Consider the following 24,762-nt stretch of genomic DNA (forward strand, 5'->3'; position numbering starts at 1 on the left):
GGAGGTGCCCTCGTGGACAAGTTCAGCTTCGGCCTGTGGACGGTCGGCTGGCCGGGACGCGACCCGTTCGGTGACGCGACCCGCCCCCCGCTGGACGCGCCGTTGGCGGTGCGCAAGCTCTCGGAGCTCGGTGCGTGGGGCATCACGTTCCACGACGACGACCTGTTCCCCTTCGGCTCCGACGCGGCCGAGGTGGGCAAGCGGGTCTCCGCGTTCCGCGCGGCGTTGGACGAGACCGGCATGGTCGTGCCCATGGTGACCACCAACCTGTTCACCCACCCGGTGTTCAAGGACGGCGGCTTCACCAGCAACGACCGCTCGGTCCGGCGGTTCGCGCTGCGGAAGGTGCTGCGCAACCTGGAACTGGCGGCCGAGCTCGGCGCCGAGACCATCGTGATGTGGGGTGGCCGGGAAGGCTCCGAGGTCGACGCGGGCAAGCCCGTGTCCGCCGCCCTCGACCGCTACCGCGAGGCCGTCGACACGGTCGCGCAGTACTCGGTCGACCAGGGCTACGGCTTCCGCTTCGCGCTGGAGCCCAAGCCGAACGAGCCGCGCGGCGACATCCTGCTGCCGACGATCGGCCACGCGCTGGCGTTCATCTCGACGCTCGAGCACCACGAGCTGGTCGGCGTGAACCCCGAGGTCGGCCACGAGCAGATGGCGGGCCTCAACTTCGTGCACGGCATCGGCCAGGCGCTGTGGCAGGGCAAGCTCTTCCACATCGACCTCAACGGCCAGAAGGGCCCGCGCTACGACCAGGACTTCGTGTTCGGCCAAGGCGACCTGCTGTCCGCGTTCTTCCTGGTCGACCTGCTGGAGAACGGCGGCTACGAAGGGCCTCGGCACTTCGACTACAAGCCGCTGCGCACCGAGGACTTCGACGGCGTGTGGGAGAGCGCGGCGGCCAACATGCGCACCTACAAGCTGCTGCGCGAGCGGGCGGCGGCGTTCCGCGCCGACCCCGAGGTGCAGGAGGCGATGAAGTACAGCGGCGTGTACGAGCTGGCCGAGCCGACCCTGAACGCGGGCGAGTCGATCGAGGACTTCCTGAAGGGCGAGGACTTCGAGCCCGACACCGCGGCCGAGCGCGGCTTCGGCTTCGTGCGCCTCGCGCAGCTGGCGACCGAGCACCTGCTGGGCGCGCGCTGATGGCGCTCGTCGCGGGCGTCGACTCGTCCACCCAGTCCTGCAAGGTTGTGGTCCGCGACGCGGACACCGGCGCCCTTGTTCGGCAAGGGCGTGCGGCGCACCCGACGGGCACCGAGGTGCATCCCTCCGCCTGGTGGGAGGCGCTCCAGACGGCCATCGCGGACGCGGGCGGCCTGGACGACGTGGCCGCCGTGTCGGTGGCCGCGCAGCAGCACGGCATGGTGACGCTCGACGAGGCCGGGGAGGTGGTCCGGCCGGCGCTGCTGTGGAACGACACCCGTTCCGCGCCGGCGGCGGCCGACCTCACCGCCGAGCTGGGCGGTCCGGACCAGTGGGCCGAGGCGATCGGCAGCGTGCCGGTCGCCTCGCTCACGGTGACCAAGCTGCGGTGGCTGGCGGCCAACGAGCCGGAGTCCGCCGCCCGCACCGCGGCGGTCTGCCTCCCGCACGACTGGCTGACGTGGAAGCTGGCCGGCGGCACGTCGCTGGACGCGCTGACCACCGACCGCAGCGACGCCAGCGGCACGGGGTACTGGTCTCCGTCCACAGAGGACTACCGGCCGGACCTGCTCGAACTGGCCCTGGGCAAGGTCGTCGCGGTGCCACGCGTCGTCGGCCCGGCGGACCTGGTCGGCGGCCGGTTCGGCGCGGGCGCGGGCGACAACGCGGCGGCGGCCCTCGGGGTGCAGGCGCAGCCCGGTGACGTCGTGGTGTCCATCGGCACGTCCGGCACGGCGTTCGCGCGCTGGCCGAACCCCGTCGCCGACGGCACCGGCATCGTCAACGGCTTCGCCGACGCCGAGGGCGGCCACCTGCCGCTGGTGTGCACCCTGAACGCCTCACGGGTGCTCACGTCGACCTCGTCCGTGCTCGGCGTCGACCTGGCGGACCTGTCGGACCTGGCCCTGTCCGCGCCCGCGGGAGCGGACGGCCTCGTCCTCGTGCCGTACCTGGAGGGGGAGCGGACGCCGAACAAGCCCGACTCCACCGGCGCCCTGCACGGCATGAGGCTCGACACCATGACCCCGGCGCACTTGGCGCGCGCCGCGGTCGAGGGCCTGCTGTGCAGCCTGGCGGACGCGATCGACGCACTGCGGGCGCTCGGCATGCCGGTCACCCGCGTGCTGCTCATCGGCGGCGGCGCCCGCATGCCCGCCGTGCGGCAACTCGCACCGGCGATCTTCGGCTGCCCGGTCGTGGTGCCGGCGCCGAGCGAGTACGTGGCCGACGGCGCCGCCAGGCAGGCGGCGTGGGCGGCGGGCGGCGCGGACACCCCGCCCCACTGGTCGGAACTGGCCTCGACCTCCGTCGAAGCCGACCCGACCCCGTGGGTCCGGGACCGCTACGCCGCGGCGCGCGACCTGACCGTCAACCGCTGACGCGAGCCGAAGGGGGCGCTTCCGGCCGCGGAGGCGCTCCCTTCGGCTCGAACCTCGTGACCTCGCGACGTCCGGTTACGGCGCGTCCCCGAGCACTTCCTCGAGCACGTGCCGTGACCGCTCGTCGCCGTCGGCGAGCGTGATGAGGGCCTTCCACAGCGCCCACCCGCGTGCCCGCTCCCACGTCGCGTCGTCCAACCCGACCGCTTCGCGGAAGACCCTCCTGCTCTCACCCGAGAACATGGTCCACGCGATGACGAGATCGCACGCGGGATCGCCGACACCGCACCCGCCGAAGTCGATCACGGCGGTCAGCTTCCCGCCGTCGACCAGCAGGTTCCCGCTCGCGATGTCGCCGTGGAACCACACCGGGGGCCCGGACCACTCCGGCGTGCGCAGCACGTCCTCCCACACGGCGGCGGCCCTGCCGACGTCGATCCGGCCCTCCAACGCCGCCAACGCCCGCCGCGTCCCGTCGTCGTAGTAGCCCGGCGAGGTGCCCCGGTAGAAGCTGTGCGCGCCCGCTCGCGGCCCATCCGTCGCGTCGATGCGCCGCAGGGCGCGGAGGAAGTCGGCGATCGAGACCGCGAACCCCGCCAGGTCGTCGACGCGGTCCGGCGACGCCGTCTGCCCGTCCAGCCAACGCCGGACAGACCAGGGGAACGGGTAGCCCTCACCCGGCACGCCCACGGCCAGCGACACGGGCACCGGGACGGGCAGCGACGGCGCGAGGACCGGCAACCACCGGTGCTCCTTCTCCACCGCCGGCGCGTAACCCTCGCCGGTGGGCAGCCGCACCGTCATGTCGTCGCCCAGCCGGTACGTGCGGTTGTCCCACCCGTCGACCTCGACCGGCGCCACGGGCAGCCCGGCCCACCGCGGGAACTGGCTCGCGAGCAGCCGCCGCACCAGCGCGGCGTCGATGCCGGCACGACCGTCGGGCGGGGAGATGTCGACCATCCCGCCAGCCTCCCGATCACCCCGCGTGCCGGGCAACGCATTTTCCCGTCCGCCGCGGGTAACCGGCGAGTTGGCCGACCGGATGCGGAGGTGCCCGTGATGAGGGCCGTGGTGCTCAACTGCACGTTGAAGAAGTCGCCCGATGCGTCCAACACCCAACTGCTGGCGGACGTCGTCGTCATGGCCCTCGAACAGCGGGACGTCGAGGTGCGGACGTTCCGGGTGGTGGACCACGACGTGCCTCCGGGAGTCGTCACCGACCTCGGCGAGGGCGACGAGTGGCCGATGCTGCACGACGAGCTGCTGAACGCGGAGATCCTGGTCGTCGCCACCCCGACGTGGGTCGGCCACCCGTCGTCCGTCGCGCAGCGCGTGATCGAGCGGATGGACGCGATGATCTCCGAGCAGGACGACGAGGGCCGGCCGGTCGCGTACAACCGCGTCGCGGGGGTCGTGGTGACCGGCAACGAGGACGGCGCGCACCACGTGATCAGCGAGGTCGCCGGCGCCCTGGGCGACATCGGCTACACCGTTCCGGGCCAGGCGTGGACCTACTGGAACATGGGCCCCGGGCCGGGCCCGAGCTACCCGGACACCGTCCACGGCCACGACTGGTCGAAGAGCACGGGCGAAGCCATGGCGGCCAACCTCCACGCCGTCGCCCAGGCCCTCGCCAAGTCCCCTATCCCGCCGCCTCCGTCGTCGAGCTGACCACTACCGCCCGCGGTCGAGGTACACGCACGACATCAGGGCCAGCGCGAACGACAGCGCGGCGGCGGAGTCGTCCGGACGCGGCGGCCTGATCCCGCGCACCACGTCGGACGCGATCCGGTGCACGTGCTCGCCCTTGATCGCCACGCGCGACGGGATCACCTCGCGGCGACGCAGCGCGCGCAGGCCCTCCAACGGCTCGTGGTCGTCCGCCTCGCGCGCCCCGACCGCCTCGACCAGCGACCTGACCAGCCCCAGGGTGGCCGCGTGCGCCCCGGTCGCGTGGGCGGCGCAGGCCGATTCGTAGAGCGAGACCAGGTCCGGCGGGGCGGACGTGGTCAACGGGTTGAACGGCGGCACGCCACCCGACTGGATGTAGACGGCGCCGCCGTGGGAGACGATGTGCGTCTCGGACACCTGCGTGTGCCGGCTGGCGGGCAGACCGAGTTCCGAGCCCAGTTCCTCGGCGCGGTCGTTGAGCCCGAGGCGTTCGCTGTCGATCATCTCGTACAGCTTGCGGAACCGGTCGACGTCCCCGTCGAGCGCGACGACGATGTCCTCGACGACCGACCAGCTCGCGATCCGACCGGAGATCAGGACGTTGTGGATCGTGGACTTGCTGCGGTTGGACAAGTCGGACAGGAACTGCATCGACGGCCGGTTGCGGGAGGTGTAGAGCGCCCGCAGTTCGTCCAGGAGCCGCTTCTCCGACTCCTTCTGGTCGTTCGTCGGCCGTAGATCGGTCATCGCACTCTCCCGTGTTGCCGGTTCGGCAGGCGCCAGCGTACCGTTGTTCGCAGCGTTCGCGAATGTTCGCGAACATTCGGAGGGGAGGGTGTCGTGGTCGACTGGCGGCTGATCGCGTTAGTGGTGGTCTTCCTCGGTTTCGCCTGGTTGGCCCGCAAGAGGGAGGACTGGGTGCAGCCGATCCTGGTGGGTGTTGCCGTGGCAACGCTGTTCGGCGGCCTGGTGTTCCTCGGGATCCCCCTGATCAGGTAGCTCAGACGTGCGACAGCGCGAACGCGCTCAGGAAACCCGCGACCGTGACCACGCCCACCAGCAGGTGGGCGTCGTCGAACGCCTCGGGGATCATGGTGTCGGCGATCATCGCCAGGATCGCCCCGCCCGCGAACGCCGTGATCGAGGCGAGCCACTGCGGCGGCGCGTCGGCCAGCAGGCCGCGGCCCGCCATCGCCGCCAGGCCGCTCACCAGCGCTATCGCGGTCCAGAGGCCGAACACGTACCGCCGCGACCGACCGGCGCGCCGCATGCCCGCGGCCGATGACAGCCCTTCCGGCACGTTGCTGACGAACACCGCGGCCACGGTCACCGCGCTCACCCCGCCGCCGCCGAGGAGGCTCGCCCCGATCACCACCGACTCCGGGATGCCGTCCAGCAGCGCGCCGACCGCGATCGCCGAACCCGACCCGCCGTGCTCCGACTCCGACGGCTGCAACCCGCCGGACCGCTTGCGGTGGCGCGCGCCGCGCTTGGCCAACGCCACGTTCGCCGCGGTGTAGACCAGGGCGCCGAGCGCGGCCCCGGACGCCGTGGGCAGCAGTCCGCCCAGCTCGTGCGCCTCGTCGATCAGGTCGAACGACACCGCCGACATCAGCACGCCGCTGCCGAACCCCATCACGCCGGCGACCACACCTCGGGGCACCCGCACCAGGTAGCCCACCAGCGCGCCGAGCACCAGCGCCGACCCGGCCAGCAAACCCCACCCAGCCGCCTGCAACACCCGACCTCCCCGTGTCGCACCCGGCCCGCGCGGGTACCCGACCGCCATGAGGATCGTCGTCACCGGCGCCACCGGCAATCTGGGCACCGCGCTGCTGCGCCGTCTCGCCGACGAACCGGACATCGCCGTGCACGGCATCTCCCGCCGTCCGCCCGCAGCCGAACCGCCCTACGACACCATCACGTGGACCCCGGTCGACCTCAGCCGCGAAGGCGCGGAGGAACCCCTCGCCGAGGCCTTCCGGGACGCCGACGCCGTCGTGCACCTCGCCTGGCGCATCCAACCCGGCCACGACGAACGCGTCCTCTACCGGACCAACGTCGCCGGTAGCGAGCGCGTGTTCGCCGCCGTCGCGAAGGCCGGCGTCCCGCACCTCGTCCACATGTCGTCCGTCGGCGCGTACTCACCGGCCTCGAAAGACCACACCGTGGACGAGAGCTGGCCGACCGACGGCCTCGTGAACTCCTACTACAGCCGGCACAAGGCGGCCGTCGAGCACCTGCTCGACCAGGTCGAGCGCGAACACCCGCGACTCGTCGTCACCCGCGTCCGCCCCGGTCTGGTCCTGCAACCCGAGGCGGCGGCCGAGATCAAGCGGTACTTCCTCGGGCCCCTGGTCCCGCACGCCCTGTTCCGGCCCGACGTCCTCGCCAAGCTGCCCGTCCTGCCCCTGCCCCGCACGATGGTGTTGCAGTTCGTGCACGCCGACGACGTGGCCGACGCCCTCGTGAAGATCCTCACCACGCGGGCCGAGGGCGCGTTCAACCTGGTCTCCGAGCCGGTCGTGACGCCCCAGGTGCTCGCCGAAATCATGGGCACGCGGCACGTGGCCATCCCTCCGGCCGTCCTCCGCAACGCCGCGCGGGTCAGCTGGCGCCTGCGGCTCCAGCCCACCTCGCACGGCTGGGTCGACCTGGCGCTCACCGCGCCGCTGCTGGACGCCACCAAGGCGTTCGCCCGGCTCGGCTGGGCGCCGCGGCACAACGCCCGCGACACCCTGGCCCAGCTCCTCGACGGCCTCGGCCGCAAGGAGGGCCTGCACCCCAGCCCTCCGCTGAAGCCCTGACCCGGCCGTTCCCGACCGGTCAGTAGCCCTCGAACAGGTTCGTCCACCCCATCACCTGGGCCACGACGAACGCCAGCGCCAGCAGCGTCACGACCAGCACGGCCACCAGCGTGATGATCGGGGCGCGCCGTGACGGCATCGGCTGCGGGTGGGACAGGCCGGAGGTCTGACCCGAATCGGGCGGTGTCTCGCCGGGCGCGACGCCGCCACCGGGCTCGAGACCGGGGGTGCGTGCCGGGTCCGGGTCGGGCGGTGTGGCAGTCATGCCGAGTGGACTACCCCGTGTGGACGGCGCTACCCGCAGCCGTGTGAAGACCCAGCCGTACGGGTAATCAACAGGCATGAGCGGTGTCCAAGACGAGTTGCTGCGGACGTTGACGAAGGTCGCCAAAGCCCTGCGCGCGCAAGACATCCCCTTCGCCCTGGCGGGCGGGTGCGCGGTGTACGCCAGGGGTGGTCCGGCGACGGAGCACGATGTGGACATCCTGGTCCGGGAGCAGGACGCCAGTGCGGCGGTGAGCGCGCTCGTCTCGGTCGGCATGCGTGCCGCGACACCGCCCGAGGACTGGCTGCTCAAGGTCTACGACGGCGACTCGCTGGTGGACCTGCTGTTCCGGCCCAACGAGGTGCCGGTGACCGACGCGACGCTGTCGCGGGCCGAGGACCTCCAGGTCGGCTCCGTCGTGCTGCCGGTCATGCCGGCCACCGAGGTGCTGATCGGCAAGCTGCTGGTCCTCGACGGCCACCGCTGCGACTTCAGCGAGCTGCTGCCGTTCGCCCGCGCGCTGCGCGAGCAGATCGACTGGGAGCACGTCCGCGCGGCGACCAAGCACTCCCCGTACGCCGAGGCGTTCCTCGTGCTCGTCGAACGCCTCGACCTCCTGCCCTCACCGATGACCAGGAGCGCCTGATGACCGCAGAACAGTACCTCTCCGCCCGGCTCCGCCAGGCGTTGGCCGAGGACCCGCGCACCACCGAGTTGGGCGTGCGGGTCACCGTGCGCGGTGACCACGTGCTGCTGTCCGGTGACGTGGCCAGTCCGGAGCGCCGCGCCGAGCTCGAGGCCGTGATCCACGACGTGGCCCCGGAGTTGACCGTGCTCGACGACGTGAAGGTGGTGCCGTCCGAAGCGCCGGTCGGCCGAGAGGAGCTTCGATGATCCGCATCGCCGCGGTGGGTGACGTGCACCTGGGCGAAGACGCGCGCGGTCGGTTGCGGCCCGCGTTGGAGGAGCTCGGCGACTGCGCCGACGTGCTGCTGCTGGCCGGTGACCTGACCCGGCACGGCACGGTGTCCGAGGCGCGGGTGGTGGCCGACGAGTTCGGCGGCCTGGCCGTGCCCGTGGTCGCGGTGCTGGGCAACCACGACCACCACGACGACCAGCCGGACGAGGTCACCGCCGTGCTCCGGGACGCGGGCATCACCGTGCTGGAGGGCGAGGCGACCACGATCGGCGTGAACGGCCACACGTTGGGCGTCGCCGGCGTGAAGGGCTTCGGCGGCGGGTTCGCGGGCAAGTGCGGCAGCGCGTTCGGCGAGCCGGAGATGAAGGCGTTCATCCGGCACACCAGCGAGATCGCCGACTCGCTCGCCGCGGCCCTCGGCAGCCTCGACACCGACGTGAAGGTGGCGTTGACGCACTACGCGCCGGTGCCGGACACGTTGCGGGGCGAGCCGCCGGAGATCTACCCGTTCCTCGGGTCCTACCTGCTCGGCGAGGCGATCGACGCCAACGACACGCAGTTGGCCGTGCACGGGCACGCGCACTTCGGCAACGAGCACGGCATGACGCCCGGCGGCGTGCGGGTGCGCAACGTCGCGCAGCCGGTCATCCGGTCGGCGTACACGGTCTATTGCGTGGAACCAGCCGTGGTGGAGGTGTAGCCGCATGCAGGAGGAACCCAGGAGCGGCGGTCCGTCCGTGGTGTGGGCGGGGCCGCCCGACGCGCCGGCGGTGATCGTCCTCGACCCGGCCGGTGTCGGCAGGCACGGCGACCTGCCGGGCACGTGGCGGCCGTTGACGGAGTACTTGCAGGTCATGTGGTGCCGGCTGCCCGCGGCGGACGAGCCGTGGCACGAAGTGGACGAGGTCCTGTCCGAGTTCGCCGACCGCGAGGTGCCGGTGCACCTGGTGGCGGGCGCGGCGGCCGGCGCCGGGGTCGGGGAGCTGATCCGGAGGCACCAGGACCTGATCAGCTCGGCCCAGACCTTCGCCGCCCCCGTGCCGCTCGGGCACCCGGAGGTGGTGCTGGAGGTGTTGCGGGAGCTGCTGGCGCAGGACGTGGACTCGGAGACGCCCGACGCGGCCGAACGGCCCGTGAACGGCAGCCCTCCCGAGTCGGGCTCGCTGCTCGGTGACGCGGCCTCGGCGCTGCGGCGCTCGGTGGGCCGGCTGTTCGAAAGGCTGAAGGACGGCTAGGGGAGCGCGGCTGGAGAAGGACGGCTAGGAGACCACGGCAGGGAACGCCGCCTGGAAGAAGCCCTCGAAGAGGCCCGCGGGTGCGGAACACCCGCGGGCCTTTCGCATCCAAGCCCAGGAGTGACCCCCGAAACCGCCGCGCCGCCGAGCCGCCGCCCCGAGCCGCCGCCCCGAGCCGCCGCCGACCGCCCGACTGCCGACCGCCGTCTCATCGCTCCGCCCCATCGCCCTCCCGGCATACCGCCGTCCCGCGGACACCCCCGGACACGTGGAAGCCCCGCCGACCGAAGTCGGCGGGGCTTTCCAGCGTCTCGCTCGCGAACGGCGGTCGGCCGGGAACGGTCAGCCGCCGTCGACCGGCGGTCGGGGCCCGGGGATCGGAGGGTGTGAACGACTCCGATCCCGCGGCTCCCGAACCGCCTGCCGGCTCATCGCAGCGGATCACCCGGGCGTCCGGCGTCCGGCAGGTCGTGGCGCGTCTCGCCGGCCTGCGGCGGTCGGCTCACGTCACCGCGCCACGCGCCCGTCTCCAGGCCGCGACCCTCGATGAACTCCTTGAACCGCTCCAGGTCGCCGGAAACGCGGTGGCCGACCATGCCCACCGCCGCACCGGCCTTCTCGGTGAGCGTCTGCGGGTCGTACTCCATCTGCACGTGCACGCGCGTCCGCCGGTCGTCGAGCCGGTGGAACGTCACCACACCACCCTGCGGCGGACCGTCGACGGTGTGCCACGCGACCCGCTCGTCGGGGTGCTGCTCGGTGATCTCGGCATCGAACTCCCTGGTCACACCACCGATCTTGGTGACCCAGTGGGTCCGGGTGGGAGTGACCTGGGTGATGCGCTCGACACCCTCCATGAACTGCGGGAACGACTCGAACTGGGTCCACTGGTTGTACGCGGTCGTGACCGGGACCTCGACGTCCACGGACTTCTCGATCGTCGTCACTGCAACAACCTCTCCTCGGGGAATCGAGTTCGACAACCGGGTACCCCTGAGGGCGGCTCCACACACATCCGCCCCACCTCGGGGTGACGGCGAGTAGCGCCTCACCGAGAAGCGTTTGCTTCTCCTCTCACCGGCTAACTCTCCTCTGTGGACCAGTACCCCGACGCGGTTCTCTTCGACCGCGACGGCACGCTCATCAGCGACGTGCCCTACAACGGCGACCCGGACCGGGTGCGCCCGATGCCCGGCGCGCGAGACGTCCTACGGGCCCTCCGCGCCCACGGGGTGCGCACGGGAGTCGTCAGCAACCAGTCGGGCATCGGTCGCGGTCTGCTCACCCACGCCCAAGTGGACGCGGTGAACGCCGAAGTCGAGGCCCTGCTCGGCCCGTTCGGCGCGTGGCAGGTGTGCCCGCACCACCCGGACGACGGCTGCGAGTGCCGCAAACCCGCGCCCACCATGATCCTCCGCGCCTGCGCGGCCCTCGGCGCACGCCCCGAGCGCACCTACTTCATCGGCGACATCGAGGCCGACGTGGAAGCCGCGCTCGCCGCCGGCGCCACGCCGATCCTCGTGCCCACCCCCGCCACCTTGCCCGACGAGGTCGACCGCGCTCCTCACACCGCGCCCGACCTCCGGTCAGCGCTGGCGATGGTCCTATGAGGACACTGGTGGCCCGGCTCGACAGCGACGGCGACGTGCTGCTCGCCGGCCCGGCCGTGCGCGCCGCCGCCCACGCGGGCGAAGTCGTGCTGCTGTGCGGTCATTCCGGCGCGCAGGCGGCCGAACTTCTGCCCGGCGTGCAGCGGGTCGTGCGGTGGGACTGCCCGTGGATCGCCTACCCGGCGCCCGACGTCCGCACCCCGGACATCGAGGGGATCGTCGCCCTGCTCAAGGGGATCCGCGCCGACGTGGCCCTGATCCTCACCTCCTTCCACCAGAGCCCGCTGCCGCTCGCCCTGCTGCTCAAGCTCGCCGGCGTGCCGAAGGTCGTGGCCCGCTCCACGGACTACCCCGGCTCGCTCCTCGACGTCCGGCTGCGCGACGACCCCGACCTCCCGGAAGCCGAACGTGCGCTCGAAGTCGCCCGCGCCGCCGGTTTCGACCTCCCACCGGGCGACGACGGCCGGTTGGCGATCACCACACCGCCGGAACCGACCGAGATCGGGCCGTACGTCGTCCTGCACCCGGGCGCCTCCGTGCCCGCCCGCGCCTGGTCGCCCCACCGGTGCGCCGAGGCCGTCACGGCGCTCACGGCAGCCGGGCACCGGGTCCTGGTCACCGGCGGGCCGAACGAGACCGAGTTGACCAGGCACGTGGCCGGCGCGCACGGCGTCGACCTCGGCGGCCGGACGACGTTCGCCGAACTGGCCGGGCTGCTGGCCCGCGCGGACGCCGTCGTGGTCGGCAACACCGGACCGGCGCACCTCGCCGCCGCGGTCGGCACGCCGGTCGTGTCCTTGTTCTCACCCGTCGTGCCCGCCAGTCGTTGGGCGCCGCACGGGACGCACGTGTTGCTGGGCGACCAGGGTGCCGCGTGCCGCGACTCGCGCGCACGCGAGTGCCCGGTGCCCGGCCACCCGTGCCTGGACCGGGTGACGGCCGACCGGGTCGTGACCGCCGTCGCCGAACTCGTGGGGGTGCGGACGTGAAGATCCTGCTGTGGCACGTGCACGGCTCGTGGACGAACGCCTTCGTCCGCGGCGGTCACGAGTACCTGATCCCGGGGCCGCCCAACGGCATCGGCCTGTCCGGGCGCGACTGGCCCGCGGCCCGCGAGGTCGACGTGTCCGAAGTGGACGCCGACATCGCGGTGCTGCAACGGCCGGTGGAGGTCGGCCTGGTGCCCACCGGGATACCGGTCGTGTACCTGGAGCACAACACGCCCAAGTTCCCGAACCAGGCTCACCCGCTCAAGGACTGGTCCGGCACGATCGTCCACGTCACCCACTTCAACGACCTGATGTGGGACTGCGGCACCGCCCGCACGGTGGTCATCGAGCACGGCGTGGTCGACCCCGGCCTCCGGTACACCGGTGAGCTGCCCCGTGCGGCCGTCGTGGTCAACGACCCGGTGCGCCGCGGCCGGGCGGTCGGCACGGACCTGCTGCCGCGGTTCGCCGAGGCGGCGCCGCTGGACGTCTACGGCATGAAGACCCGCAAGCTGGGCGCGATGGGGCGCGGCGACCACGACCTGGAGTCGCTGCACGGGGAACTGGCCGTGCGACGGCTGTACCTGCACCCGGTGCGGTGGACGTCGCTGGGGCTGTCGCTGATCGAGGCGATGCACCTGGGGCTGCCCGTGGTGGCGTTGGCGTGCACCGAAGCGGTGCGCGCGGTGCCGCCGGAGGCGGGCGTGGTGTCCACCGACGTGGACGAGCTGGTGCGGGCCGTGTCCGAGTTGGTCGCGGACCCCGCGCTGGCCAGGCAGAAGGGAAAGCACGCCAGGGAGTTCGCCCTGGCCCGGTACGGCCTCGACGCCTTCCTGCGGAGTTGGGACCGGTTGCTGACAGGAGTGAGCGGATGAGGATCGCGATGGTGTCCGAGCACGCCGGGCCGTTGGCCACCCTGGGCGGTGTCGACGCAGGCGGGCAGAACGTGCACGTCGCCGCGTTGTCGGCGGGGTTGTCGGCACTGGGGCACGACGTGGTGGTCTACACCCGTCGCGACGACCCGGACCTGCCCGAGCGGGTGCGCGCCGAGCAGGGCTACGAGGTCGTGCACGTGCCCGCCGGTCCCGCCCGCACGGTGCCGAAGGACGAGCTGCTGCCGCACATGGGCGAGTTCGCCCGCTTCCTGGAGCAGCGGTGGTACGAGGAGCGACCCGACGTCGTGCACGCGCACTTCTGGATGTCCGGCTTGGCCTCGGTGCTCGCGGCGCGCAAGGTCGGCGTGCCCGTCGTGCAGACCTACCACGCCCTGGGCACGGTGAAGCGCCGCCACCAGGGCGCGGACGACACCAGCCCGGCCGAGCGGATCGGCATCGAGCGGATGATCGGGCGCGAGGCCGACCGGATCGCCGCGACGTGCGACGACGAGGTGACCGAGCTGATGCGCATGGGCGTGCAGCGCTCGCGGATCTCCGTCGTGCCGTGCGGGGTCGACCCGGTGCGCTTTCGGCCCGACGGCCCGACCGCCCGCCGCCGTTACCCCCACCGGATCGTCTCCGTCGGCAGGCTGGTGCCGCGCAAGGGCTTCCAGGACCTGATCACCGCCTTGCGGTCGTTGCCGGACACCGAGCTGGTCATCGCGGGCGGCCCGGTGGACGTCGAGACCGACCCGGAGGCGCGGCGGCTGGCCGAGCACGCGGACCGCGTCGGCGTGCGCGGGCGGCTGTGGCTGGCCGGGCAGGTCTCGCGGGACGCCATGCCCGCGTTGCTGCGCTCGGCCGACGTGGTGGCGTGCGTGCCCTGGTACGAGCCGTTCGGCATCGTGCCGCTGGAGGCCATGGCGTGCGGCGTGCCGGTGGTGGCCAGTGCCGTCGGCGGCCTGATCGACACCGTGGTGGACGGCGTGACCGGCGTGCTCGTGCCGCCGCGCGACCCGTCCGCGCTGGCCCGCGCGCTGCACTCGTTGCTGGCCGACCAGGCCCGGCGGGAGGCGTGCGGGCTGGCGGGCCTGGACCGGGTCGGCGTGCGCTACACGTGGAGCCGGATCGCCGAAGACACCGAACGCGTCTACGAGCGGGTCACCGCGGGTCAGGCCGTGGCCGTGGGAGGTGCGCGATGAGCATCGAGACCCACCTGAACGGACTGGCCCAGTCCCTGGCCGGGCTGCGCGCCCAGGCCCCGCGGCTGACCCGCTGGGGCGGCGTGCTGGCCCGCAGGCTCACCGACGGCGGCCGGCTGCTGGCCGCGGGCAACGGCGGGTCGGCCGCCGAGGCGCAGCACCTGACCGCCGAGCTCGTCGGCCGGTTCCGCGACGACCGGCGGCCGTTCTCGGCGATCGCGCTGTGCGCGGAGTCCTCCAGCGTCACCGCGATCGGCAACGACTACGGCTACGAGGAGGTGTTCGCCCGCCAGGTCACCGCGCACGCCCGGCCGCAGGACGTGGTCGTGCTGCTGTCGACCAGCGGACGCAGCCCGAACCTGATCCAGGCGGCGAACGCGGCCCGGCGTGCGGGCGCGCACGTGTGGGCGATGACGGGCCCCACCCCGAACCCGCTGGCGGAGGCGGTGGACGAGGTGCTGGCACTGCCCGGCGAGCCCGCGAACGTGCAGGAGGCCCAACTGGTCGCGGTCCACGCCCTGTGCGCCGCCTTCGAAGCGGCCCTGCCGGCAGCCGAACGGAGGGTCTCGTGAAGCTGGTGGTCGTCGGCGACTCGTTGCTCGACGTGGACGTGGTGGGCACCGCCGAGCGGCTGTGCCCGGACGCGCCCGCGCCCGTGCTGGACGTGGAGGAAGAACGGGCCCGGCCCGGTGGGGCAGGGTTGGCCGCCGCGCTGGCCGCCGCCGACGGTGTGGACGTCACGCTCGTCACCGCCGTCGCCGACGACGAGGACGGTCACCGGCTGCGCGACGAGCTGGCCCGGGTGCGGTCCGTGCTGGGGCCCTCGCCGACGCCGACCCCGGTCAAGACCCGGCTGCGCTGCGGCGACCAGTCGATCGCCCGGCTCGACCGGGGCGGCGGCCCCGGCACGCCCCACGCCACCGACGACATGCTCGACGCCGTCCTGGAAGCCGACTGCGTGCTGGTCTCCGACTACGGCCGCGGGCTGGTGCGCGACGAACGGCTGCGCGGCGTGCTCGCCCGCCGCCCGGTGGTCTGGGACCCGCACCCGCGCGGCCCGGACCCGGTGCCCGGCGCCCGCCTGGTCACGCCCAACGCCGCCGAGGCGAAGGCGTTCAGCGGCCACGCCGACCCTATGGACGCCCTGAAAGCGCTGCGGGACCGGTGGCGGGCACGGGCCGTCGTCGTCACGCTCGGCGCCGGCGGCGCGCTGCTGCACGGCGGCGGCACGCCGGTCGCGGTCCCCGCGCCACGCGTGCCCGTGGTCGACCCGTGCGGCGCGGGCGACCGGTTCGCGGTGACGGCCGCGGCACGGCTCATGCGGGGCGCGGCGATGGACGACGCGGTCGCCGACGCCGTGACCTCCGCCGCCGAGTTCCTGCGCTGCGGCGGTGCGTCCGGCTTCCGGCCCGCGGACCAGATGTCCACAGTGGACGCGGTACGGGCGCGCGGCGGCACGGTCGTCGCCACCGGAGGCTGCTTCGACCTGCTGCACGCCGGCCACGTCCGCACCCTGCGCGCCGCCCGGTCGCTCGGCGACTGCCTGGTGGTGTGCCTGAACTCCGACGCGTCCGTGCGCCGGCTCAAGGGCCCGGACCGGCCCGTCACCAAGGAGCAGGACCGGGTCGAGGTGCTGCGCGCGCTGGGCTGCGTCGACGACGTGGTGGTGTTCGAGGACGACACGCCAGAGCGCGTGCTGGCCGCCCTGCGTCCGGACGTGTGGGTCAAGGGCGGCGACTACACCGTTGATTCGTTGCCGGAGGCGGACCTGGTGAAGGGCTGGGGCGGGCGGACCGTCGTCGTGCCCTACCACCGGGGCCGTTCGACCACCGAGATGCTGTCGAGGAGGGGCTGATGCTCGGCCAGGTGTTGGTGACCGGAGGCGCGTCCGGCTTGGGCGCGGCCGTGGTGCACGCGGTGCACGAGCTGGGCGGGCGCCCGCTCGTGCTGGACAAGGCCGCGCCGTCGTCCCCGGAGGTGGCCGACTTCGAGTCGGTCGACCTGTCGGACACCAGGGCGGCGGAACGCGCGGTGCGGGCCATAGCCGAGCGCAACGGCGGCCTGCGGGCCGTTGTCACGGCGGCGGGCACGGACGCGTGCGGCCGGCTGGAGGACGTGTCCGGCGCGGACTGGGACCGCGTGGTGATGGTGAACCTGCTCGGCACCGCGGCGGTGGTGCGGGCGGCGTTGCCGATGCTGGCCGGCGGCCGGGTCGTGACCATCGCGTCCACGCTCGGCATCAAGGCGGTCGGCGACGCCACCGCGTACTGCGCCTCGAAATTCGGCGTGGTCGGCTTCACCAGGGCGCTGGCCGCCGAGACCGCCGGGCGGGTCGGCGTCACGCTGGTGATCCCCGGCGGCATGCGCACGCACTTCTTCGACGACCGGGCCGAGCAGTACCGGCCGCCGGACGACAGCAAGCTGAACCCGCCGGAGCGGGTCGCCGACGCGATCGTGTTCGCGTTGCGCCAGCCCGACGGCTGCGAGGTGCGCGAACTCGTGGTCGCCCACGCCGAGGAGGGGTCTTGGCCGTAGCGTCCCGGCTCGACACGGGCCGGGCGTTCGCCAGGGTGCTCCTGCCGACCCTGGCCAAGGGCGTGATCGTGCGCCGGCCGGCGGTGACGGCCCTGGGCGAGAAGGTGCGGGCGGACGCCGCCGCGGTGGCCACCATGAGGCGGTTCCGCGCGCGGTACGGCCCGGAACCCCTGCGGCTGCGCGTGACCGGCCGCAGCACCGCGCTGCTGCTGGACCCCGTGGACGTGGCGCGGCTGCTGGCCGACTCGCCGTCGCCGTTCGCCCTGGCCACCCGCGAGAAGACCGCCGCGCCGGCGCACTTCCAGCCGCACGGCGTGCTGATCTCGACGGGGGAGGAGCGGGCGCGGCGGCGCGCGGTGAACGACGACGTGCTGCGGCCGGACCGGATCGACGTGCGCGGGATCGTGGCCGACGAGGCGGACCTGTTGCTGCGGCACGTCCGCAGCACCGGCGGGCTGGCCTGGGACGCGTTCGCGCAGGCGTGGTGGCGGGCGGCCCGGCGGATCGTGCTCGGGTCGTCCGCGCGGGAGGACGTCGAGCTCACCGACATGCTGAAAGCGTTGCGCGGTAACGCGAACTGGGCCTACCTGCACCCGCGCCGGAACGCGCTGCGGGAGCGGTTCGAGCAGCGGTTGCAGGCGCACCTGGTCCGCCGCGAGCCGGGCAGCCTCGCGAGCCTCCGACCACCGGACGAGTTGCTGGGCCAGGCGCCGCACTGGCTGTTCGCGTTCGACGCGGCGGGCATCGTGACCATGCGTGCGCTGGCGATGGGCGGCGAGGGCGAGGCCGGGATCTGGGAGTCGGCGCGGTTGTGGCCGACGACTCCGGTGATCCTGCGCGAGAGCACCGAACTCACCCGCTGGCACGGCACGTGGCTGCCGGCCGGCACCACGTTCGTCGTGTTCGTGCCGTACTTCCACCGCGACCCGGACCGGTTGCCCTACGCCGACTCCTACGCGCCGGACAACTGGCCCGCGCCGAACGATCCCGGTCTGGTGCCGTTCAGCGGCGGTCCGGGCATCTGCCCCGGGCGCGACCTCGTGCTGGTCGCCGGCAGCACGATGCTCGACGCCTTGCGCGACCACCTGGACGTGCCGACGCTGCGCGCGCCGCTGCCCGTGACGCTGAATCACTTCGGACTGTCGTACTTCACCCGGAAGTGATGGTTGAACCAGGCCATCGGTGGGTAAGGAATGGCCGTGAGCCAGGCTGAGGAGTCACACCACCGGAGATTGGCCCGCAACCTCAACGAGTTGTTGCAGGAACTGCGGGTGGCGCAGGCGGGCGTCCAGATCCTGTTCGGCTTCCTGCTGTCGATCACGTTCACCGAGCGCTACGCGTCGGCGGACATGTACGTCCGCGGCACGCACCTGATCACCATCCTGATGGCCGCGTGCGCCGTGGCGCTGCTGACCGCGCCCGCCGCCTGGCACCGGTTGCTCTTCCGCCGCGGCAGGCGCGAGGACGTGATCGAGGTGGCGAACCGCTTCGCGATCGCCGGCCTGGCGTTCCTCGCGGTGGCGATGATCGGCACCGTCCTGCTCCTCGGCGAGGTCATCATCGGGGGCTGGATGGCGTTCGCGCTCGGCGGTTTCGCGACCGTGCTGTTCGGCACGCTCTGGTTCTTGTGGCCGTTGCGCGAGCGCCACCGCGGCTCCGCCGACGAGGACGAAGAGGACGAGGCGGACGAAGACGAGGACCGCGTCGAGTGAGCGAGCCGGTCAGCCGGTCTCGTCCGTGGTGTTGTGCGGGGTGCCGACGGGCTTGGACTCCGGCGATCCCCGCTGGCGCAGGTAGACGCTCAGCACCACCATCGAGCCGATGGCCAGGAACTCGGACTGCCAGTTCTGCAGCGACCGGTTCCAGAAGTCGGCCGACAGCACGTAGTCCCACCACGTCACCGGGTCCTGGAACGTGTTCAGCTGGTCGTTGTTGTACGCGCTGCGGCCGGCGATCGACTGGGTCAGCCACGAGCCGACGAACAGGCCGAGCATCACCAGGCCGAGCGAGTTCGAGTACAGCGTCGTGCGCCAACCGCCCGCCTTCGCCCACGGCGGCGACTGCTCCTTCACGTGCTTGCCCAGCAGTTGGTCCTCGTCGGACTCCGCACCCATGCGGTCGGCCGGTTTCGACTCCGGCGAGCCGCGCTGCATCAACCACACCGTGGCGAAGATGAACAGGAAGAACTGGAGGTACTCGGACTGCCAGTTCTCGGCCACGTCGACGGCGAAGTCCGACGAGGTCACGTACTGCCAGAAGCCGATCGGGTCACCGCCGTCGGTGAGCCGGTGGTTGTTGAGGTCGGCGTTGCCGGAGAACGCCTGCCCGACCAGCGTCGCCAGGCACAGCAGGCCGAACATTAGCCCCAAGCCGTTGTCCCGCAGGAACCTCTTCACAGGCCCACCAGCCCGATGACGCTGAAGTACACCAGCAGGCCCAGCACGCCCAGCAGGTAGGCGTAGAACATCCCGCGCTGCGTCACGGTCCACCGACCTCGCAGTCGTACGGCCGTTCCCCCTGCGACTCGCAGCCCGCGCCCGCCACCCGCCACCCGTCCGTCAGCTCCCGCAGGAACAGCACGTCGTCGGAGGTGCGGACCTGTGCCGCGTCACCCCAGACCTCGACCGCCTCCACCGTCCCACCGGGCACGTCGAGCGACGAGCACTCCGCGTCCTCGCGCGCGCGTTCGGTCAACAACCCGCAGGCCCGGTCGGTGTCGCCCGAGGCGACCGCCGCCGTGAACTCCTCCGCCGCGCGCCGGACCAGGTCGTCCGAGGCCGTGCCGCACCCGCCCGCCACCAACACCACCGGCAACGCCACGGCGGGCAACCACCGAAAGTGGATCATGGCTGGACGATAACGCCTCACGGGCGCAGCAGCACTTTGACGGCGTTGTCCTGCTTGCGCTGGAAGATCTCGTACGCGTGAGGTGCCTCGTCGAGCGGCAGGTGGTGGGTGGCGAAGGCGTCCACGCCGAGCGGGTCGTCGTCGGTGAGCAGCGGCAGGATCTCCGGGACCCAGCGCCAGACGTTGGCCTGGCCCATCCGCAGCTGCACCTGCTTGTCGAACAGGGTCAGCATCGGCATCGGGTCGGCCATCCCGCCGTACACGCCGGAGATCGAGATGGTGCCGCCGCGCCGCACGATCTCGATCGCCAGCCGCAGCGCGTGCAGCCGGTCCACGCCCGCGGTCCGCATGAACGGCGCCGCGATGGCGTCCGGGAGCAGGCCGACGGCCTGGTGGGCGAGCTTCGCGACCGGCGCGCCGTGCGCCTCCATGCCGACGGCGTCGATGACGGCCTCCGGCCCGCGCCCGCCGGTGAGCTCGCGGATGTGGTCCACCAGGTGGCTGTCCCGCACGTTCAGCACGGTCACGCCGTGCCCGCGGGTCCGCGCCATGCGTTCGGGCACGAGGTCCACCCCGATGACCGTCTCGACGCCCCGGTGCTGCGCGATCCGGGTCGCCATGTCGCCGATCGGGCCGAGCCCGAGCACGACCAGGCTGTCCCGCGTGCCCGCGTACTCCACCGCCTGCCACGCCGTGGGCAGCACGTCGGAGAGGTAGACGAACCGGTCGTCCGGCGGGCCGTCCGGGACCTTGATCGGCAGCGTGTTGCCGAACGGCACCCGCAGGTACTCGGCCTGCCCGCCGGGCACCTGCCCGTACAGCTTGGTGTAGCCGAACAGCGCCGCGCCCGACCCCTGCTCGCGCACCTGGGTCGTTTCGCACTGCGACTGCAGGCCGCGGTCGCACATGAAGCACGTGCCGCACGAGATGTTGAACGGCACCACGACCCGGTCGCCCGGCGCGACCTCGGTGACCTCCGCGCCGACCTCCTCGACCACGCCCATCGGCTCGTGCCCGAGGATGTCGCCCTCGTCGATGAACGGGCCCATCACCTCGTACAGGTGCAGGTCGGAGCCGCACAAGCCGGTGGACGTGATGCGGACGATGACGTCGGTCGGCTCCTTGAGGATCGGATCCGGCACGGTGTCCACGCGCACGTCCCGCTTGCCGTGCCAGGTGACGGCCTTCATCGGTGCTCCTCCCGCAGTTGTGGAACTGCCCGGAGCGTTCCCGGCACGGCGTGTGGCAAACACCGCCCCGGGTACCCGCAGCGCATGAGCGCACCACTACCTCAGGACCGGGCGGGAGCGCCGATGCGCGCGGTCGTGACCGGCTCTGACTCCGGCATCGGCAAGGCCGTCGCGGTCGCCTTGGCGGGCGGCGGCGTCGACGTCGGCATCACGTTCCACTCCGACGCCGACGGCGCCTCGGCCACCGCCCGGGAGGTCCGGGAGCAGGGCGTCCAGGCGGCCGTGCGCCGACTCGACCTGACCGACCTGCCCACCGCCGCGTCCGCGGTCGACGACCTGGCCGCCGAGCTGGGCGGCATCGACGTGCTGGTGAACTGCGCCGGCACCGGGACCGCGCAGAAGGCCGTGGACATGGACTTCGACACTTGGCGCAGTGTGCTGTCGGTCGACCTCGACGGGGCCTTCCTGTGCGCGCAGCGCGCGGCCAAGCACATGATCAAGGCGGGCCGGGGCGGTCGGATCATCAACATCACCAGCGTCCACGAGCACCAGCCGCGGGTCGGCGCGGCGCCGTACTGCGCGGCGAAGGCGGGGCTGGGGGCGTTGACCAAGGTGCTGGCGCTGGAACTGGCCGAGCACGCCATCACGGTGAACTCGGTCGCACCCGGCGAGATCTCCACGCCGATGACGGGCCAGGAGGACGTCGACCCACGCACCGAGCCCCGGCCGGGCGTCCCGCTGGGCCGTCCCGGGCATGCCAGTGAAGTGGCCGCCGTGGTGGCGTTCCTCGCGACACCGGCGGCCGGTTACGTGACGGGCGCGTCGTTCGTGGTGGACGGCGGCATGACCTTGATGGGCCCGCAGGCGAGCCAACTCCTAACCGACCGCACGTGGCTGGAACCCTGATGGGCGCGCCGACTACCCCGTGGTCACCCGGCGCGTCGCGGCGGTCGCCGCGGCGAGCGCGGCGAGCCGGACCAGGTTGGCGCGGTGCCAGGTGCGGACCAGTCGGCGGCGCTCGTCGTCGCCCAACGCGCCCTCGCCGCGCAACAGCGGCAAGTTGACCGCCTTGACCAGGTAAGCCGTGAGGGCGGCGGCTGCCACTGTGCCTGCCGCCGACATGGCGACGGCCCGTCGGTCACCGCCCGTGCGCCAGCCCGCCGCCAGCGTCACACCGGTGGCCACGAGGGTCACCGGCGCCGCCGGCGCGTAGTAGCGCAACGGGCTGCCGGGGCCGAGGAGCCGGGGTTCCCGGTTCGGCCGGGCGTCCGCGAGCAACCCGGGCACGTCGACCGCGGCCTCGTAGAGGTTGCCGGCGAACCAGTGCGCTTGGCCGAGTCGGGCCAGCGCGGCCCACGGCAACCGGAGTCCCATGCGGTGATCCTACGGAGTCCGGTCGAGTCCTGAGGTGATTCCAAGGTTCGCCCAACGTCCCGCTGAGCCGGGCTTGGTCTGCTGGTCCCAGGCGCCGGACCGCCCGGCGCCCGGACTGGAGGCAGGGATGCGAATGCGGATCCGGACCAGGCTCGTCGCGGCCGTCCTGACGGCGGGGACGCTGACCGCGGTGGTCGCCGCGAGCACGTCACCCGCGCTGGCGGAACCCACCACGGCCAAGGGCGTGACCGCCGGGCACGAGCCGGCGAAGCAGAAACCGGCGCAGGACGAGGTGGGGAAGGAGAAGGCGAAGCACGTCAAGCCGGGCGCGCCGGGCGGGGGACGGGAGGGGGTGCCCGCGGAGGCCGTCGAGCTGCTGGCCGTCAAGCTCGGCATCACGGTCGACCGGTCCCGTGAGGTGTACCGCGACCTGGAGAAGGTGAAGGCGCGGGGCGCGGAGATCGTCGGTGACCGGAGGTTCATCGCCATCGCCGAAGGGCTCGGCGTCACGCCCGAACGGCTGCTGGCCGTCCTGCGCGAGGTGAAGCAGGAGATCGCCGTGCCGCCGAAGCCGAAGCCGGGCGAACCGGTCGGTTCACCCTCGAAGTGACCGGTCGACCAGGGTGGTCCGGACCGGTGCGCGGCCGGTGCGGACCGCGACCCGCGAGTGGGCCCGCGGCGGTGCCTCATACTGGTCGCGTGCGGGTCTTGGTGGTGGATGACGACGAGGCTGTCCGCCACTCCCTGGCCCACGCGCTGCGCCGGGACGGCTACCAGGTGACGGTCGCGGCGGACGGCGCGCAGGCGCTGGACGAGCTGGGCCGGGTCCGGCCCGAGGTGATCGTGCTCGACGTGCTGCTGCCCGAGCCCAACGGCCTGGAGATCTGCCGCAGGCTGCGCCGCCGGGGCGACCGCACGCCGATCCTCATGCTGACCGCGCGCGACCTGGTGGAGGACCGGGTCGCCGGGCTCGACGCGGGCGCCGACGACTACCTGGTCAAGCCGTTCGCCCTGGACGAGCTGCGGGCCAGGCTGCGCGCCCTGCTGCGGCGCACCGGGGTCGGCCAGGAGGTGCTGCGCTTCGCCGACGTGGAGATGGACACGACCACCTACCGCGTGCGCCGGGGCGAGCGGCCGATCGAGCTGACCCGCACCGAGCACGCGTTGCTGGAGCTGTTCCTGCGCAACCCGGACCGGGTGCTCGGCCGCGAGCTGATCTTCGAGTCCGTCTGGGGATACGACTTCGGGCCCGCGTCCAACGCGCTGTGGGTCTACATCAGCTACCTGCGCGCGAAGCTGGAGTCCGGCGGCGAACCCCGCCTGATCCAGACCGTGCGCGGCCTGGGGTACGTGCTGAGGGAGCGAGCGTGACGCTGCGGACCAGGGTCGGGCTCGCCGGCGGCGCGGTGGTGCTGGTGGCGCTGGCGATCGCCTCGGTGGTGGTCTACTCGACGGTGCGGGCGGACCTGCGCCGCCACCTGGACGAGTCGCTGGCGCAGACCGCCGCGCAGAGCCCGACGATCGCCGCGCAGCTCAAGCAGAAGGTCGCGGACTCCGGGCACGCGATGCCCATCGAAAGCCCGGTCGTCGTGGGCGGCACGCTGGTCCAGTTCGTCACCGCGCCGGTGTTCCCCGGTGTGAACCGGGCGTTCGTCGCCGTGACCGAGCGGGACGTGGCCGTGGCCGCGGGCGACGCGCCCGCCTACTTCCAGGACGTCACGCACCACGGCGTCGACTACCGGCTCCACACCGCCGCGGTGCCGCAGTCGCGGGGTGTGCTGATCCGCGTCGCCCGGCCGCTCGCCGACGGCGCCGACGTCCTGACCGCGTTGGCGGCGTTGCTGGTCAGCTTGACCCTGATCGGCGGGCTGGTCGCCGCGCTGGCCGCCAGGCTGGCGGCACGGCGGGTGCTGCGGCCGGTGCGGGTGCTGACCGACGCGGTCGAGCACGTGACCGCGACCCGGGACCTGAAGGCGCGCGTCGACCTCACCGGGCGGGACGAGATCGGCCGCCTCGGCCGGTCGTTCGCCGCCATGATGACCGCCCTGGACGCCTCCGTGCACGCACAGCGCCGACTGGTCGCCGACGCGTCGCACGAGCTGCGCACGCCGCTGACCAGCCTGACCACGAACCTCGAGCTGCTCGCCGAGGCGGACGGGCTGCGCGACCCCGAGGCGCCCGCGCAGGTGCGGTCGGCGATCGCGCAGGTCGGTGAGCTGCGCACGCTGGTCAACGACCTGATCGACCTCGCCCGCTACGGGGAGGGCACCACGCGGGCCGAGGACACCCGGCTGGACCTGGTGACCGGCCGGGTGATCGCCAAGGCGGCGGCGCGGGCGAGCGGCCCGCGGTTCGAGTCGGCGCTGTCGCCCTGCCTGGTCCACGTCGACCCGGACGCGATCGAGCGGGCCGTCGGGAACCTCGTGGACAACGCGGTGAAGTGGAGCCCGCCCGGCGGCCGGGTACTCGTCACGGTGGCCGACGGGGAGTTCGCCATCACCGACGAAGGGCCCGGAATCCCGCCGGCGGACGTGCCCTTCGTGTTCGACCGCTTCTACCGGTCGGCACAGGCGCGGTCGATGCCCGGCTCCGGGCTCGGCCTGGCCATCGTGCGCCGGGTGGTCGAGACCCACGGCGGGGAGGTGGCCGCCGAACCCCTCGACCGCGGCGTGCGGATGCGGCTGCGCCTGCCGGTGGTGCGGGACTGACCGCCGC

The 24,762-nt window shown here is 73.0% G+C and carries 31 protein-coding genes; 22 read left to right on the plus strand and 9 right to left on the minus strand.

From position 1 onward, the window contains the following. Positions 1-12 precede the first annotated feature (12 nt). Positions 13-1,149: a xylose isomerase gene (xylA, locus tag LNK82_RS31915; RefSeq protein ID WP_230570607.1), complete on the plus strand. Its 1,137-nt coding sequence runs from the start codon at positions 13-15 to the stop codon at positions 1,147-1,149. Beyond that, positions 1,149-2,528, plus strand: a complete 1,380-nt coding sequence (gene xylB / locus LNK82_RS31920) for a xylulokinase (protein ID WP_230570608.1) — start codon at positions 1,149-1,151, stop codon at positions 2,526-2,528. The genes xylA and xylB overlap by 1 nt, the downstream gene beginning before the upstream one ends. Before the next feature lie 75 nt (positions 2,529-2,603). On the opposite strand, the gene LNK82_RS31925 is transcribed toward xylB, so the two are convergent. Beyond that, positions 2,604-3,488, minus strand: coding sequence for an aminoglycoside phosphotransferase family protein (locus LNK82_RS31925; protein ID WP_230570609.1), 885 nt, complete (start codon positions 3,486-3,488; stop codon positions 2,604-2,606). A 99-nt stretch (positions 3,489-3,587) separates the two neighbouring features. Here LNK82_RS31925 and LNK82_RS31930 point away from each other — a divergent pair, with 99 nt between their 5' ends. Next, positions 3,588-4,199 (plus strand): flavodoxin family protein, encoded by a 612-nt coding sequence (locus tag LNK82_RS31930; protein ID WP_230570610.1) that lies wholly within the window; start codon positions 3,588-3,590, stop codon positions 4,197-4,199. Between the two features lie 3 nt (positions 4,200-4,202). Here LNK82_RS31930 and LNK82_RS31935 read toward each other — a convergent pair whose 3' ends face one another. Then, positions 4,203-4,946, minus strand: coding sequence for a hypothetical protein (locus LNK82_RS31935; protein WP_230570611.1), 744 nt, complete (start codon positions 4,944-4,946; stop codon positions 4,203-4,205). 93 nt (positions 4,947-5,039) lie between these two features. Between LNK82_RS31935 and LNK82_RS31940 the strand changes: the two genes are divergently transcribed. Further along, entirely contained in the window at positions 5,040-5,198 is a 159-nt protein-coding gene (locus LNK82_RS31940) for a hypothetical protein (protein WP_230570612.1), read from the plus strand. A 1-nt stretch (position 5,199) separates the two neighbouring features. Here the strand turns inward: LNK82_RS31940 and LNK82_RS31945 are convergent, their stop codons facing one another. After that, positions 5,200-5,988: a ZIP family metal transporter gene (locus LNK82_RS31945; RefSeq protein WP_230570680.1), complete on the minus strand. Its 789-nt coding sequence runs from the start codon at positions 5,986-5,988 to the stop codon at positions 5,200-5,202. On the opposite strand from LNK82_RS31945, the gene LNK82_RS31950 reads away from it, so the two are divergent. After that, on the plus strand, positions 5,987-7,006 hold the full coding sequence (locus tag LNK82_RS31950) for an NAD-dependent epimerase/dehydratase family protein (RefSeq protein WP_230570613.1): 1,020 nt from the start codon (positions 5,987-5,989) through the stop codon (positions 7,004-7,006). The two genes, LNK82_RS31945 and LNK82_RS31950, sit on opposite strands and share 2 nt — an antisense overlap. A 19-nt stretch (positions 7,007-7,025) precedes the next feature. Here the strand turns inward: LNK82_RS31950 and LNK82_RS31955 are convergent, their stop codons facing one another. Beyond that, positions 7,026-7,271, minus strand: a complete 246-nt coding sequence (locus LNK82_RS31955) for a DUF6480 family protein (RefSeq protein ID WP_230570614.1) — start codon at positions 7,269-7,271, stop codon at positions 7,026-7,028. Between the two features lie 76 nt (positions 7,272-7,347). On the opposite strand from LNK82_RS31955, the gene LNK82_RS31960 reads away from it, so the two are divergent. Genes LNK82_RS31960 through LNK82_RS31975 form a run of 4 tightly spaced genes read left to right on the plus strand, consistent with a single transcriptional unit; the run spans position 7,348 to position 9,425 of the window. Then, the gene (locus LNK82_RS31960) at positions 7,348-7,917 is read left to right on the plus strand and encodes a nucleotidyltransferase family protein (protein WP_230570615.1); all 570 of its coding nucleotides are present in this window, start codon (positions 7,348-7,350) and stop codon (positions 7,915-7,917) included. Beyond that, a complete protein-coding gene (locus LNK82_RS31965) occupies positions 7,917-8,165 on the plus strand; it encodes a BON domain-containing protein (RefSeq protein WP_230570616.1) in 249 nt (82 codons plus the stop codon). Before LNK82_RS31960 ends, LNK82_RS31965 begins: the two co-directional genes overlap by 1 nt. After that, positions 8,162-8,890 carry a metallophosphoesterase family protein gene (locus LNK82_RS31970; protein ID WP_230570617.1) on the plus strand — a complete coding sequence of 243 codons (729 nt, stop codon included), beginning with the start codon at positions 8,162-8,164 and terminating at the stop codon, positions 8,888-8,890. Before LNK82_RS31965 ends, LNK82_RS31970 begins: the two co-directional genes overlap by 4 nt. Positions 8,891-8,894: 4 nt before the next feature. Beyond that, entirely contained in the window at positions 8,895-9,425 is a 531-nt protein-coding gene (locus LNK82_RS31975) for a hypothetical protein (protein ID WP_230570618.1), read from the plus strand. A 428-nt stretch (positions 9,426-9,853) separates the two neighbouring features. On the opposite strand, the gene LNK82_RS31980 is transcribed toward LNK82_RS31975, so the two are convergent. Beyond that, on the minus strand, positions 9,854-10,372 hold the full coding sequence (locus LNK82_RS31980; protein ID WP_230570619.1) for an SRPBCC family protein: 519 nt from the start codon (positions 10,370-10,372) through the stop codon (positions 9,854-9,856). A gap of 147 nt (positions 10,373-10,519) precedes the next feature. Here LNK82_RS31980 and LNK82_RS31985 point away from each other — a divergent pair, with 147 nt between their 5' ends. Genes LNK82_RS31985 through LNK82_RS32025 form a run of 9 tightly spaced genes read left to right on the plus strand, consistent with a single transcriptional unit; the run spans position 10,520 to position 18,348 of the window. Continuing rightward, complete coding sequence (locus tag LNK82_RS31985) at positions 10,520-11,035, plus strand: D-glycero-alpha-D-manno-heptose-1,7-bisphosphate 7-phosphatase (protein ID WP_230570620.1); 516 nt, start codon at positions 10,520-10,522, stop codon at positions 11,033-11,035. Beyond that, entirely contained in the window at positions 11,032-12,024 is a 993-nt protein-coding gene (locus LNK82_RS31990) for a glycosyltransferase family 9 protein (protein WP_230570621.1), read from the plus strand. Before LNK82_RS31985 ends, LNK82_RS31990 begins: the two co-directional genes overlap by 4 nt. Next, positions 12,021-12,899: a glycosyltransferase gene (locus LNK82_RS31995; protein WP_230570622.1), complete on the plus strand. Its 879-nt coding sequence runs from the start codon at positions 12,021-12,023 to the stop codon at positions 12,897-12,899. Before LNK82_RS31990 ends, LNK82_RS31995 begins: the two co-directional genes overlap by 4 nt. After that, complete coding sequence (locus LNK82_RS32000) at positions 12,896-14,101, plus strand: glycosyltransferase (RefSeq protein WP_230570623.1); 1,206 nt, start codon at positions 12,896-12,898, stop codon at positions 14,099-14,101. Before LNK82_RS31995 ends, LNK82_RS32000 begins: the two co-directional genes overlap by 4 nt. After that, entirely contained in the window at positions 14,098-14,673 is a 576-nt protein-coding gene (locus LNK82_RS32005) for a D-sedoheptulose-7-phosphate isomerase (RefSeq protein ID WP_230570624.1), read from the plus strand. The genes LNK82_RS32000 and LNK82_RS32005 overlap by 4 nt, the downstream gene beginning before the upstream one ends. After that, complete coding sequence (gene rfaE2 / locus LNK82_RS32010) at positions 14,670-15,956, plus strand: D-glycero-beta-D-manno-heptose 1-phosphate adenylyltransferase (RefSeq protein ID WP_230570625.1); 1,287 nt, start codon at positions 14,670-14,672, stop codon at positions 15,954-15,956. Before LNK82_RS32005 ends, rfaE2 begins: the two co-directional genes overlap by 4 nt. Next, positions 15,956-16,636 carry an SDR family oxidoreductase gene (locus tag LNK82_RS32015; protein WP_230570626.1) on the plus strand — a complete coding sequence of 227 codons (681 nt, stop codon included), beginning with the start codon at positions 15,956-15,958 and terminating at the stop codon, positions 16,634-16,636. Before rfaE2 ends, LNK82_RS32015 begins: the two co-directional genes overlap by 1 nt. Continuing rightward, positions 16,627-17,799 carry a cytochrome P450 gene (locus LNK82_RS32020; RefSeq protein WP_230570627.1) on the plus strand — a complete coding sequence of 391 codons (1,173 nt, stop codon included), beginning with the start codon at positions 16,627-16,629 and terminating at the stop codon, positions 17,797-17,799. The genes LNK82_RS32015 and LNK82_RS32020 overlap by 10 nt, the downstream gene beginning before the upstream one ends. A 30-nt stretch (positions 17,800-17,829) precedes the next feature. Beyond that, positions 17,830-18,348 (plus strand): DUF6328 family protein, encoded by a 519-nt coding sequence (locus tag LNK82_RS32025; RefSeq protein WP_230570628.1) that lies wholly within the window; start codon positions 17,830-17,832, stop codon positions 18,346-18,348. 9 nt (positions 18,349-18,357) lie between these two features. Here the strand turns inward: LNK82_RS32025 and LNK82_RS32030 are convergent, their stop codons facing one another. The 3 genes from LNK82_RS32030 to LNK82_RS32040 all read right to left on the minus strand — a co-directional run bounded on the left by LNK82_RS32030 (position 18,358) and on the right by LNK82_RS32040 (position 20,673). Beyond that, positions 18,358-19,032, minus strand: coding sequence for a DUF6766 family protein (locus LNK82_RS32030; protein WP_230570629.1), 675 nt, complete (start codon positions 19,030-19,032; stop codon positions 18,358-18,360). A gap of 82 nt (positions 19,033-19,114) precedes the next feature. Next, entirely contained in the window at positions 19,115-19,483 is a 369-nt protein-coding gene (locus tag LNK82_RS32035; protein ID WP_230570630.1) for a hypothetical protein, read from the minus strand. A 17-nt stretch (positions 19,484-19,500) separates the two neighbouring features. Next, positions 19,501-20,673, minus strand: a complete 1,173-nt coding sequence (locus LNK82_RS32040; protein WP_230570631.1) for a zinc-dependent alcohol dehydrogenase — start codon at positions 20,671-20,673, stop codon at positions 19,501-19,503. Positions 20,674-20,796: 123 nt separating this feature from the next. Between LNK82_RS32040 and LNK82_RS32045 the strand changes: the two genes are divergently transcribed. Further along, on the plus strand, positions 20,797-21,579 hold the full coding sequence (locus LNK82_RS32045; protein WP_230570632.1) for an SDR family oxidoreductase: 783 nt from the start codon (positions 20,797-20,799) through the stop codon (positions 21,577-21,579). Between the two features lie 12 nt (positions 21,580-21,591). Here the strand turns inward: LNK82_RS32045 and LNK82_RS32050 are convergent, their stop codons facing one another. Then, entirely contained in the window at positions 21,592-22,047 is a 456-nt protein-coding gene (locus LNK82_RS32050) for a DUF1772 domain-containing protein (protein ID WP_230570633.1), read from the minus strand. 127 nt (positions 22,048-22,174) lie between these two features. On the opposite strand from LNK82_RS32050, the gene LNK82_RS32055 reads away from it, so the two are divergent. The 3 genes from LNK82_RS32055 to LNK82_RS32065 all read left to right on the plus strand — a co-directional run bounded on the left by LNK82_RS32055 (position 22,175) and on the right by LNK82_RS32065 (position 24,755). After that, positions 22,175-22,657: a hypothetical protein gene (locus LNK82_RS32055; RefSeq protein ID WP_230570634.1), complete on the plus strand. Its 483-nt coding sequence runs from the start codon at positions 22,175-22,177 to the stop codon at positions 22,655-22,657. An 89-nt stretch (positions 22,658-22,746) separates the two neighbouring features. Next, positions 22,747-23,418 (plus strand): response regulator transcription factor, encoded by a 672-nt coding sequence (locus LNK82_RS32060; RefSeq protein ID WP_230570635.1) that lies wholly within the window; start codon positions 22,747-22,749, stop codon positions 23,416-23,418. Beyond that, positions 23,415-24,755 (plus strand): sensor histidine kinase, encoded by a 1,341-nt coding sequence (locus LNK82_RS32065; protein WP_230570636.1) that lies wholly within the window; start codon positions 23,415-23,417, stop codon positions 24,753-24,755. Before LNK82_RS32060 ends, LNK82_RS32065 begins: the two co-directional genes overlap by 4 nt. The last annotated feature ends 7 nt before the right edge of the window (positions 24,756-24,762 follow it).

This window comes from Saccharothrix luteola (genome assembly GCF_020859565.1).
Classification (GTDB): domain Bacteria; phylum Actinomycetota; class Actinomycetes; order Mycobacteriales; family Pseudonocardiaceae; genus Actinosynnema; species Actinosynnema luteola.